The sequence below is a fragment of the Flavobacterium soyae genome, from assembly GCF_021245985.1.
Lineage (GTDB): Bacteria > Bacteroidota > Bacteroidia > Flavobacteriales > Flavobacteriaceae > Flavobacterium > Flavobacterium soyae.
The window spans coordinates 308,601-321,586 of record NZ_JAJQXA010000005.1 but is presented as its reverse complement, the minus strand read 5'-3'; the positions used below and the strand labels follow the sequence as shown (position 1 = coordinate 321,586).

The window sequence follows — 12,986 nt, the reverse complement described above, 5'->3', positions numbered from 1 at the left end:
TGATTTTCCATCTGCTCCGCTTGCTCCGGTAGCTCCTTTTATTCCTGCTAAGAACTCTGTTAATGATTTACCATCATTGCCAGGAAGCCCTTCCCAGATTTCATATGCTGATTTACCATCTGCTCCGGTAGCTCCTTTTATTCCTGCTAAGAACTCTGTTAATGATTTACCATCATTGCCAGGAAGTCCTTCCCAAATTTCATATGCTGATTTTCCATCTGCTCCGCTTGCTCCGGTAGCTCCTTTTATTCCTGCTAAGAACTCTGTTAATGATTTACCATCATTGCCAGGAAGTCCTTCCCAGATTTCATATGCTGATTTTCCATCTGCTCCGCTTGCTCCGGTAGCTCCTTTTATTCCTGCTAAGAACTCTGTTAATGATTTACCATCATTGCCAGGAAGCCCTTCCCAGATTTCATATGCTGATTTACCATCTGCTCCGCTTGCTCCGGTAGCTCCTTTTATTCCTGCTAAGAACTCTGTCATTGATTTACCATCATTGCCAGGAAGTCCTTCCCAGATTTCAAATGCTGATTTTCCATCTGCTCCGCTTGCTCCGGTAGCTCCTTTTATTCCTGCTAAGAACTCTGTTAATGATTTACCATCATTTCCAGGAAGCCCTTCCCAGATTTCAAATGCTGATTTTCCATCTGCTCCGCTTGCTCCGGTAGCTCCTTTTATTCCCGCTAAGAACTCTGTCATTGATTTACCATCATTGCCAGGAAGTCCTTCCCAGATTTCAAATGCTGATTTTCCATCTGCTCCGCTTGCTCCGGTAGCTCCTTTTATTCCCGCTAAGAACTCTGTCATTGATTTACCATCATTGCCAGGAAGTCCTTCCCAGATTTCATATGCTGATTTACCATCTGCTCCGCTTGCTCCGGTAGCTCCTTTTATTCCTGCTAAGAACTCTGTCATTGATTTACCATCATTGCCAGGTAATCCTTCCCAGATTTCATATGCTGATTTTCCATCAACACCATCTGTTCCGGTCGCTCCTTTTAATCCAGCTAAAAATTCTGTGATTGTTTTACCTTCGTTTCCAGGGATTTCTTTCCAGATTTCGAATGCCGATTTTCCATCAACACCATCTGTTCCAGTTGCCCCTTTTAATCCAGCTAAAAATTCTGTGATTGTTTTACCTTCATTTCCAGGAATTTCTTTCCAGATTTCAAATGCTGATTTTCCAGGATCACCTTTATCTCCTTTTTCTCCCTTTGTTATTGTAGGAATCCAGTTATCAGGATTTTTAGGATCTCTTACATAAATAATTCCTGTATTGTAATCGATATACATTTCTATAGTAGAATCTAGAGCAGGTGTTCCAGTTGCTCCTGGTACTCCTTTACCTCCGGCTATACCGTTTTTTCCATCGATACCGTTTTTTCCATCAACACCATTTTTACTGCTAATCTTAACCCAATTTGGAGATTTAGCAGCCCATTCTGCATCACGGCCATCAACAGTCATATCTTTTCCGGTATAGGCCCAGATATCGCCATTACCATCTTTTATAATTGCATTAAGCGTAGTAATTGAACCTTTTTCTCCTGGTTTTCCATCTGTTCCAGGAATACCATCCATACCATTTTTACCATTTAATGGTACCCATTTTGTATTATCTTTTGGATCTCTTACATAAACTATTCCTGTTTTGTAATCGATATACATTTGAATTGTCGCATCTAAACCAGGCGCTCCAGGTGTTCCAGGCGCCCCATTACCTCCATTGATACCGTTGTTTCCATCAATACCGTTTTTACCATTAATTGGAACCCAGTTTTTTGGATCTGCAGGATCAGTACCAGGAGTAAGAATATAAACTGTACCTGTTGAATTATCAATATAAAAAGTTGAATCAGTCGGGATAGTCACACCATCTTTTCCTGGCGCTCCATTTCCTCCACTGATACCGTCTTTTCCACTTTTACCATTAATTGGTGTCCATGTTCCAGTTGATGTCTGAACATAAACAATACCCGATACAGTATCAGTATAAATATTAATATCATCACCAGGATAAGTTGAAGTACCTTTTACCCCAGGAGGTACAGTACCTTCCTTAAGTCCAACTTTTCCATCTTTACCCGTACCAGAACCTGCTTCACCAGAAACTGCTAATCTATTCCACTTGTTATTAAGCCAGAAATAGTAACCTGGTGTAACATCTCCAGCTGTTTTAGTATTGAAAACCAACAAACTTTCTGCTTTATCACCTACAATTGGTGCATAAATAAGTGTACTTGTTAAGCTAACTCGAGGTATCAATATACCTTTGGTACTTTTACCATATCTATCCGCTTCAGGAAGATCTACGGTCGTAATCTCTAACTGAGCTGATGAATTTGGCGTCTTAGTTCCAATACCAACCTGAGAACGGGCAGAAAAGGTAGCCAAAACAACAAATAAAGGGAGTAATCTATTTTTCATAACCTTTTAATTATTATGTGTTTAATTATTTTCTTAAGTCTTTAAAATTCAAACATCTAGATTTGAAGGTGCAAAGTTCTTCTGAAAATCAATTTATTTTTGCCCGTAAAAGTTTTTAAACTTATAGATTAAGGTATATATGAAAATAGAGGGTAGTTTATATGGTAAAATTCCTATATTACAAAGGACAAATACTAATGATGGCATTAGACAAAAACTGACTAAATACTTAATAGACAACAAATTGATTTATAAAAATACAAAAAAAAGAGATAAAACTTACATTTTATCTCTTGACACTATTTTACTACACAATTATATTTAATGAGTAAGCATTTATTTAATTTAGAGTATGCTTTTTTATAAATGCTGATTGCACTATCTAATTCCTTTTTTGAGGTTTTCTAAAGATTTATCCTCTGAAATTTTAATTTGATTCACTACTATTTGGGCAATTATTTTGGCTCCTAATAAAGAAAGATGTGTATCATCTGCCTTATCTTTATCATAATAGTCATTTTCTCCTGCTTTGAAATGCAGGTGCAGTTGTTTTGATTTTTCCGGACCGTAGGATTGCTCTAATATTTCGGTATAATATTCTAAATCGATAAAAGGAACTTTATATTCCTGAGCAGTTAAACGGGTTTCTAAAGGGTAATCGCCGTGGGTAGGAACTAATACTCCTTTTTCATTAAAGCTGCGTCTGGCAATTGAAGTTAACAGAACTGGTATTGCTCCTTTTTCCCTGCTTTCTTTTACAAAACGAATTAAATTATATCTATATACTGTATGCGGATTTGTATAACGGGTAGAATCTTCTATTTTTTCATCATTATGTCCGAACTCAATAAAGACATAATCTCCTTTTTTAAGTTTTTTATAAATCGAATCCCAGCGTTTTTCGCTGATGAAGCTTTTTGTACTTCGTCCATTTACAGCTTTATTTACCACCTCTATATTATCTTTAAAAAATGGCTGTAATACCTGTACCCATCCATGCTCCGGGTTTCGTTCAGGGTCTTTTTTATTGGCCATTGTTGAGTCGCCTATAGTATATAAGGTCGTTTTTTGTGCAAAACAAACCGAGGAAATTAGTAATAAGATTAAGATGTGTTTTTTCATTTTTCTTTTATTTTTTTGATTACTACAGTAGTCTGAGCGAAGTCAAAGACTTTTTGTGGTACGAAAGTCCTTCTCCCGAAACCTCGGGATCGCTCAGTAGGACATATCTCTATGGATGTTCTTTGCGTAGACGCACTGCTGTGCGTCTCTACAGAAAACCTTTGCACCTCTGAACCTCAAAAAAACTAATGTTTCGAGACCGCTGTTGGCACCGTCGCTTTTTGTCCTATAAAAACATCTGTCATCAAGACGTTTTCAGCATTTTCGTTTGAAAGGGCATTTTTTGCTTCTTTAATTTCTATATTTTTTAGTGATATATTTTTGATTTTTTTATCGGGGAAACCCTGAATTACAATTCCGGATTCTGATGCTTTATTGCAAGTAATATTTGAGAATGAAACATAAGATATATCCGATTGAAATCCTTTTCCTTCACCATGATAATTGGCCGTAATATAAATACAATCTTCAACCTGATCTAATTGAATATTTCGAACAAATATATTTTTGATAAAACCTCCTCGATCTGCATTGGTTTTTAAATAAATTCCTCTTTTTAAGTATCCAATAGTTTTGCAGTTCTCTACAAAAACATTTTGAACTCCGGCCGACATTTCGCTGCCAATAACTACGCCGTGAAGCCCTTTAAACTTACAGTTTCTAATTATTATATTTTCACTCGGCGTTGCTGTATTAGCTCTTCCTTCATGATCTCTGCCTGCTTTTATGGCAACGTTATCATCGCCGTTATTAAAGGTTACATTTTCGATTAAAACATCTTTGGCATATTCAGGATCGATTCCGTCGTTATTATGATTCAATGATTTATAACTGATACCGCGAACGGTAATACTTTGCGATTTTAAAAGATGCAGACACCAAAATGGGGAATTTTCTATCCTCACATTTTCGACGAGGATATTTTTGCAATTCAAAAACTGAATCATCTGCGGACGCAGAAAATAACCTTCGCCAAACTTTCTGCCTTTTAGCGGCATATTATTATGGTTCATATCACGGCTTAAATTCTTGCCCGGGCCTTCTTTTGCTTTAAAGCTTTTCCATACTTTTCCTCCTTCTCCATCAATTGTTCCCTCGCCGGTTATGGCAATGTTTGTGCAATTATCAGCATATATAAGCGGGCTGTAATTATAAAGCATGGTTCCTTCCCAGCTTGTTAAAACCATTGGGAGATAATCCTGCGGATTGTCACTAAATTTGATCTTCGCTCCTTTTTCTATTTTCAGGTTTACATTGCTTACAAAATGAATTGGCCCGTTTATTTTATAGATGCCTTTTGGTACAATAATAGTTCCGCCATTATTCTTTTTGCATAATGCCATTGCTTTATCAAAAACAGCTTTATTGTTTGTTATAGAATCTCCTTTTGCTCCTAATTTTAAGATGTTTACCTGATAAGCAGGAAAAACAGGAAGCTGGATTCTATTGATGATAGAATCGACTTTTGCCATTGGAAAATCATTATTCTGGGCAAAAGTGCTGAAGCTGATTAATAAGAGGATAAGATATTTCATTTTTTTTAAGGTTCTGAGGTTCTTAGATTTTAAGGTACAAAGGAGCAAAGGCTCAGAGGTTCAAAGGTTGGCTCTAATACTTAACATTTTCGTTCGTACGGACTTTGCTCCTTTGCTCCTTTGTACCTCTGAACCTTAATTAAAAATACCAATTCGGTACAGTATCTTTTAGAATATTTTCTATCGAATATTGATCTGCTTCTGATTTTGTGAGCTGATGTGACCATGTTACTCTTTTGGATGGCTGAAATCCTTCTCCGCTGTTATTGTATTCAGCATAAAAGGCATTTTTCTCTGCATCTGATTTTGACCAGTTTTCCCAGCCTTCGGGTTTAATATGTTTTCCTAATTCGCAGTTTATGTAAACTGTTTTGGCATAAATACGCCACGGTCTTCCTAAATAAACGGCATTAGCAGATGGTTCTGCCGTTAGTTTACAATTCTTAAAAACAAAGCCGTATGCTGTACCTTCGGGAGTTGAAGCGGCAGTTATATATGAACTTTTAATGCTGTGAATAATGCAGTTTTCGAACAATGCCGTTGCACTTCCAAAAATAAAATCAGTTGTTCCTTCAATATAGCAGTCTTTAAAATATTGTCTGGCATTTTTTCCTGATAAATAGAGCGTGTCCTGATTTCCTAAAATATTACAGTTTGAAATTTTAGCACGATTTCCCACAACTGATAGCGCAATTGCCTGACCATTATCACCGGAAACATTTTTAATGGTTAAATTTGATGCCGAAAAATCGTCAGCTTCAACTAAAAGAGTTGAAGTATAAAAGGTGCTGTTACGCCCTAAATTGATCTTCGAAAAATTATCATCAAAAGTAATGATCGTGTTTTCTTTACTTTCACCCAATAAAATCAAATTAGTGTTCCATTCCGGGATTCTAAGTTTTTCTTTATAAGTTCCGTTTTTTATAAAGATGGTCACTTTTTCATATGGAAAAGACGGGCTTGCATAAATAGCATCTTGTATTTTGATAAAGTCACCTGAACCATCCTGAGCAACTGTTAAAAAGTTAGTTTTTTTTTTCTCTGATGGTATTTCTGAAACTTTTATGCCATTTTTAACAGCCCAGGAAGCATATTTTTTCAAAACTTCTTTTGGTTCGTCTGTATACCAGGCATAACCGTTTCTGCGTTCTCCACCTATTTCGTCTAGTGATTTCTTTTTTATTCCGTCTCGATCGCTAAAGAAAGGTTCGTTGTTATCGAGCTCCATAAATCTTGCCCAGATTGGTGACGCATTTTGAACCTGAATCATTTTTTTGTCTATAATTTTTCCGGCATCATTTAAAACACGTTTCTCTTCGAGGTTAGTGATTTTTGTTTTTTCAAACCATGCAGCAGCACTTTTTACAGCGGTAATTATTTCTGGTGAAGGTTTTTGAATTGACATTAAAAGTAAAACAATTTTAGCCGATTCTTTTCCGCTAAGTGAAGGAAGTTCATAAGCTCTGGCCTTTGCCGGAAGTAAGGTAACTTCGTCATGCTGCGCGCACCAAGCCGTTAAAACTCCGTTTTGTTTGTATTGTGTTTTAATAATGCAGTCAATGCCTTTATCAAAAGCTGTTTTAGTTTTGGCAATAATTTCTTTTGATGGTTTAATGCTGTAAAAATCAGTTTCTTCAGCAACTTCTTTCATCACATTTAAAATGCGCACCATCGAATCGTCATTATAAGTTATATGTGTGTAATATCCTTTTTTTAAGGGATAAAACTGAGGCCAGCCGCCGTTTGCATATTGCGCTTCTAATAAATAATTTAGGCCTTTTAAAAAAGATTCTTTATAACGTTCGTCTTTAACCTGAGTATACATTTTAGACATGAAAAACATTTCCTGAGTGGTTGCTCCATTGTCTGTTGTGGTTTCTTTTGTGGTTTTCTTTATTTCAAGTAATTCTTTTTTCTGCGAGGGAGTCAGCTCATTCTGCATTTGAATGTTTTTTGGCCAGCCTCCAATATCCCTTTGATAAAGCAAAACATTTTCGGCAATTTTTTTTGCTTCTTCTGTACCAAACCAGGACGCATCATTTTTACGAATAATATCCGGCCAGTTTTTATTTGTATTTTGTGCCTTAACTGTAAAACTAAAACCAACAATAAAAAGCAGTACTATTTTTTTTAGCTGAATCATTTTATTTTCATTTAAGATATTCTCAGTATTTTTTTCGCTTCAACAGAAAACTTAATTTTTGTTTCAAAAAAAATTAAATTCGATATTTTTGTAAGAAAAAACATTTAAACACTATTTTTAGCTGTTAATTTTTATTCAAATGTATTGAGATATTAATTTTTAAAAATCTTTTATTATATCTCATTTATTGAGTCCGTTTTTTTCATCAAAAAGTTATTTTTTTAGAATTTGATGCTTTTTTCATTTAGTAATTCTAAACCAATCAACAGCAGCATTTCCTGAATCGTTTGTTATTTTTTCGCCTAAAGCAAAAAGTCCAATTTTGGCTCCAATCCATTTTCCTTCTTTCGAAATAAAGTCAGTTCCTACTGCCTGATAATTTTTATCGTCTAAGCTGTAAAAAAAACTGCATACTCCGCCTTTCTTAATTTTAACTCTTAAATAAATAATATTATTAGAAATCAAAACTGGTTTTGTTTCGGTTTCAGAAACGGTTTTATTAAATGTTCCCGTTTTTTGGCTTAAATATAATTTTCCTTCTACATTTTTAAAACATAAATAACTATAATCCAACCCCATAATGATTAGTCCGGTCGATTCTCCATTTAATCGTGTATTGAAAGTTATTTTGGCTGTCGCCGAAAATTCTTCGGCAGGAAACTTTTGAAGCAGCAAATTTGGAGCATCAAATATTTTATTGTCTTTAATTGTTGTGACGCAAAATAAATTCAGGTAACCCATACTGGCAGGAAAACCCCAATTGATCTGCGAATTTGCCTGCCACTGCCATTGCAAACCTAACTTAGGTTCATTAAACTCATCTGAAGTCGCCGGATTTTCAATTGGATATTTTTTACCTGCATTTGGTTTTTTAAATGTTGTAACTGGTTCACCTATTCCGTTTTTATCAAAATCCTGTCCCATAACCGGCCAGTCATTTTCCCATTTCATAGGCTGTAAATGCACAATTCTTCCATAAGCGCCTTTATCCTGAAAATGAATAAACCAGTCTTCGCCAGTTTGTGTCTGCACCCAGGCACCCTGATGCGGACCATTTATTTTAGTTGATCCCTGCTCTAAAACTTTTTTCTTTTCATAAGGGCCAAAAACATTTTTAGATCTTAAAATAGTCTGCCAGCCAGTAGGAACACCGCCTGCGGGTGCAAAAATGTAATAGTAATTGTTTCGTTTGTAGAATTTTGGACCTTCAATTGTGCCTTCACTTTCATGTCCGTCAATCACCATAACTTCATCATTATTCGCGATTGTTCCTTCTGTATTCATTGTGCAGACTACTAATAAACTTTTAATCTGCGCACGGCTTCCTGCAAACGCATGTGCTAAATATGCTTTTCCGTCATCATCCCAAAGCGGACTCGGATCAATCAATCCTTTTCCGGCTTTTACCAAAAGCGGCTCTGACCAAGGCCCTTCGGCTTTTTTAGCTTTTATCAAATAAATCCCGAAATCAGGATCTGGATAATAAATATAAAATTCGTTATTATGATATGTAATACTAGGCGCCCAGACTCCATTTCCGTGCTGTACTTTATCATAAGTTTCAAAAGGCGGCTGTTTTGGCAGGGCATAACTTAAAATGGTCCAGTTTACCAGATCTTTAGAATGCAGAATCGGAAGTCCCGGAATACAGTTAAAAGACGATGCTGTCATATAAAAATCGTCTCCAACCCTAACGACATCAGGATCTGAGTAATCAGCGTGAATAATAGGATTTGTGTAAGTTCCGTCTCCATTATCCGGTGTCCAGACTTGTGCCGAATTTTTCTCAAAAGAGAAAATAGAAAGGAGAGTGAAAATGATTTTTATATTTTTCATTTTTATTTTGTTTTTTTACTCAGTTTTTTGTCATTTCGAGGAACGAGAAATCACACTAGTTTATCGACAAAGATTGGCGACTATTGGACTGGAATTTCTTGTGCGATTTCTCGTTCCTCAAAATGACAAGCTATGTGTTTAAAACCTGTCGGGTTTCTATCGTAATTTACAATTGGAGTTTCTTTGAGGAATTACTTTTCGATGCTTCTCCCGAAGCCTCGGGATCGCTCAGCAAGACAAAGCGTGCGCTCACTCATAACTGATAATTCAAAATTCATAACTCACAATTAACTTCTATCTGTTTAACTCCAAAGCAGCCAAAATAAAAGGTCCTGTCGCTTTAGGATCGTTGTCTTTTTTTCTTTCGTTTACGTAATATTCATAAGAACCATCACGATACGGAGTTCCGCCTAAACCTGCAACCTGACAGCAGTTTGTTAGTGTGATACCGCCGTCTTCGTCTACCTTTTTGATTAAGATTTTAGTCAATCCGTCAAAAGCTTTGTTGGCCAGTTTTTTATATTTTGAAGGTAAATACCCTTTGTTTGCTCCTTTTGCAAAAGCATAAGCAAACATTGCTGATCCAGAAGCTTCTAAATAATTTCCTTTTTCACCTCCTTTATCCGTAACCTGATACCACAATCCAGATTTATCCTGGTATTTAGCCAAAGCCGCAGAAACATTATTTAAATATTTAATTAACTCATTTCTTTTTGGATGATCTTTTGGCATATAATCTAAAACATCAACCAGGGCCATTACGTACCAGCCTAAAGCTCTTGACCAAAAGTTTGGCGAGTTTCCTGTTTCTTTATTTGCCCAAGGCATTGCTTTGCTTTCGTCCCAGCCGTGGTATAATAATCCCGTTTTTGGATCTGTTGCGTGCAATTGAATCAACTCAAATTGTTTTGCGATATCGTCAAAACTTTTTCCGTTTTCAAACGTTGCTGTATATTGTGCATAGAATGGTTCCCCCATGTACAAACCATCTAACCACATTTGGTTTGGATAAATTTGTTTGTGCCAGAAACCACCGCTTGCTGTACGAGGCTGCTCTGCTAACTGCTTGCGAACTAACTGCATCGCTTTTAAATATTTATCTTGTTTTGATTCTGCATAAATATCAAAAAGTAAACGTCCGGGAACCACCAAATCGATATTATATTTGTCAAATTCGTAGGTTTTAATGCTTCCGTCTTCCTGTACCAATTCGTCTGCATAGGCTCTAACATAAGCTTTATATCTGGGATCAGGGTTTTTCTTATACAATTCCTCTATCGAATGCAAAACCAAAGCATGAACATAATCCCATTTTGGCTTTTTAGAATCGTCAAGCATATAACTTTCCGGATGGCGTTTCATTAACGTTAAAGCCATTTTATCTGACCATTTCATGTCTTTAGAAATAACAATTTCTTTTTTTGCAGGTTCTTGCGAAATCACTTTGCAGCTTGTTAAAGCCAGTACGCAAACTAATAAAACCGACATGAAACTTTGTGTCCTTGTATTTTTCATTTCAAAATATATTTAGATTCTTCTTTTGTTATTTTATAATTTATATGTTTAGAAACAGGTTTCTTCTTTTTTTGCCACAGATTAATGGATTATTTGGATTATCCTTGGCTTACGTTTGTTTTAAACACATAGTCCCGAAACTTTGGGATAGTTTTTGGAACTTAATAAAAGGCGTTTCACTTGCATTAACAAACATAGTGCGTTATATGTAAGAAGTATGTTTCTTTTTATACTCTTTTAAATCACAATAAATTCTATGTTCCTATGTGTTAAATATTGTTCACGCAGATTTGCTTCGCCTGTTCGCTATCGCTCGGGTAACAGATCCAGAAGATTTTTAATTCTTAATCTTTAATTTTTTCAAATCTTTTTAATCCTATAATCTGTGGCAAAAAACAAATTACATCTTCCCTTTTTTGTTTAATACTTCTAATTGTGTGTCCAAATATTTTACAAATTCTTCCTGAGATTTTATTCCGTTTTTTTCTTGTTCCCAGGCTCCTAAAAGATAAAAAACAGTTGCTTTTGTTGTTGGCTTAAAAACCAATAAATAATCTAAATCAGTATTGGCAATATTTTCGATTGTGTTTACTTGATAAAAGATAGCCATTCCTAATTTATCAGGAACCAAAGATTGTGTCCCATACGTTGCCAAATATGCCCATTTTTTATTTTTACTTTCTTTTTTAAGCAATTCTGTATTCTTTTGTTTTACAATTCCCGTACAGATTCCTTTGATTTCTTTAGATGCCTGAATAGTATGCTTTGTATACAGCTGGTCTGGTTTTATAGTCAAAATTGAAGTGAAATCAATTTTATCAGATGCAGTTTTCCATCCATAATAATTCACTTTTACGCCAGATTCCTTGTCTTTATTAACAACTGCTGCGATCGTAGAATCGACTTCGTGGAAATGCAGTTTTTCATTGTTTAAATAACGATCAATAGACCCAATCCCAATTCCTTTTCCGGCTTTTAGAATATCGGCTCCCCAATCGCTCATTTCGTGGTAGGAATCAAAATTATCCTGTCCCACAACCGGCAGGATCATGGCAGAAGTTTTCTTTCCGAAAATATCAATTGCATTTCTCCAGTCTAAATATAAACGATAACCAATTCGGTTATTTTCCCAGCCCGGACCTTCGTAACGAATATCAAAAGAGTGGTCTGTATGTTCAGGTGCCAATTTTAGTCGGTCGACGTTTTTAAAAGCTGTTCCGCCAATGTATTTGCGTCCTTCCCATTTTCCGTCTGTTTTTGCCGAAATTTCGGCATACGTTTTAGCCGTTTTTATATCATATTTTTGAGCATTAACTGATGTAAAACCAATTAAGAATAAAACTGCGGCTGTAATTTTTGTTTTCATTTTATGGTAAATTATTTGAATATCTTATTTAGAAATTTGATCGTAAAATTGGTCGTTTTATAAAACCAGGGTTCAAAAAACCAAAAAGAATGCGGTGAGTTTTCTAGTATTTGAACTTCATTGTAAATTTTATACTGATTTAAAATCTTTATCATATCATCTCTCCCGGCATGAAACCTGTCGATACTGCTGTTTATAAACAATATAGGCGGTGTATTTTTATCAGTATGGCTTAAAGCCGATGCATTTTTCCAATTCTCCTTTTTTTCTTCATAAGGACCTCCGAGCCAAAACGATGCCATTTCTCCTTCTGAAGATTCCGGATGCCTGAATGCCAAAACGCCGTCTATATCGATAATTGCATTTACTTTTGAAGTTGATTTACTTTTATAAGAAGCATCTTCAAAAGCCGGGTTTTCATTTGTTGTACCAATCAAAGCTGCCATCTGCCCGCCCGAAGAACAGCCTAAAACCGCAATTTTGTCTGGATCTGCTTTGAATTTCTTTGCATTATCTTTTATAAATTTAATCGCATTTTTTACATCATAAACTCCGTATGGATATTTTGCCTCGAGCGATAATCTGTATTCTATTGTAAAACAGGAATAACCGTAAGAAGCAATTTCCTCTGCCAAAGCATTCATCTGGGTTTTATCGCCAGATCTCCAGCCTCCGCCATGAATCATAATAACGACAGGATTTTGCTTTTTTGTGTTATATATAAAAGCATCGAAATGCAAGGTTCTTTCTTTCTCTTTAAAGTAAATTATATCCTTAATTTGAATCAGATTTTTATGCTTTTCTAAAACCGGAATTGTAATGGATGGATGTTTTTTTATCAATTTATTGTATGTGCTTTTTACTGTGTATGATGTGTCTACACTATAAGTTTGCTGTGCATTTATCGCACAGGAAAACAAGAATAAAATCAATACAATTTTTCGCATTACAATCATTTTATTTTTTAGTTAGAAAGGAGTTCGACACTTTGGTCAAACTCCTCTTTAACTTCTTCAAAAAAACAAATAGTCTCAAAAAA

Annotated in this window: 8 protein-coding genes; all 8 read right to left on the bottom strand. The window is 35.5% G+C overall.

Translation table 11 applies throughout. The features are described from left to right. The coding region (locus LUU93_RS09035) for a phage tail-like protein (protein ID WP_232680527.1) at positions 1-2,430 on the bottom strand (2,430 nt) is incomplete at its 3' end. Positions 2,431-2,808: 378 nt separating this feature from the next. Then, positions 2,809-3,552, bottom strand: coding sequence for a rhamnogalacturonan acetylesterase (locus tag LUU93_RS09030; RefSeq protein WP_232680525.1), 744 nt, complete (start codon positions 3,550-3,552; stop codon positions 2,809-2,811). Positions 3,553-3,737: 185 nt separating this feature from the next. Then, complete coding sequence (locus tag LUU93_RS09025) at positions 3,738-5,087, bottom strand: glycoside hydrolase family 28 protein (protein ID WP_232680523.1); 1,350 nt, start codon at positions 5,085-5,087, stop codon at positions 3,738-3,740. A gap of 139 nt (positions 5,088-5,226) precedes the next feature. Then, positions 5,227-7,230 (bottom strand): pectate lyase, encoded by a 2,004-nt coding sequence (pelA, locus tag LUU93_RS09020; RefSeq protein ID WP_232680521.1) that lies wholly within the window; start codon positions 7,228-7,230, stop codon positions 5,227-5,229. A gap of 240 nt (positions 7,231-7,470) precedes the next feature. Further along, positions 7,471-9,066, bottom strand: a complete 1,596-nt coding sequence (locus LUU93_RS09015; protein WP_232680519.1) for a glycoside hydrolase family 43 protein — start codon at positions 9,064-9,066, stop codon at positions 7,471-7,473. A 294-nt stretch (positions 9,067-9,360) separates the two neighbouring features. Then, positions 9,361-10,581 (bottom strand): glycoside hydrolase family 88/105 protein, encoded by a 1,221-nt coding sequence (locus LUU93_RS09010; RefSeq protein WP_232680517.1) that lies wholly within the window; start codon positions 10,579-10,581, stop codon positions 9,361-9,363. 400 nt (positions 10,582-10,981) lie between these two features. Further along, positions 10,982-11,947, bottom strand: coding sequence for a DUF4861 family protein (locus tag LUU93_RS09005; RefSeq protein ID WP_232680515.1), 966 nt, complete (start codon positions 11,945-11,947; stop codon positions 10,982-10,984). An 11-nt stretch (positions 11,948-11,958) separates the two neighbouring features. Continuing rightward, on the bottom strand, positions 11,959-12,894 hold the full coding sequence (locus LUU93_RS09000) for an alpha/beta hydrolase (protein WP_232680513.1): 936 nt from the start codon (positions 12,892-12,894) through the stop codon (positions 11,959-11,961). Positions 12,895-12,986: the final 92 nt, after the last annotated feature.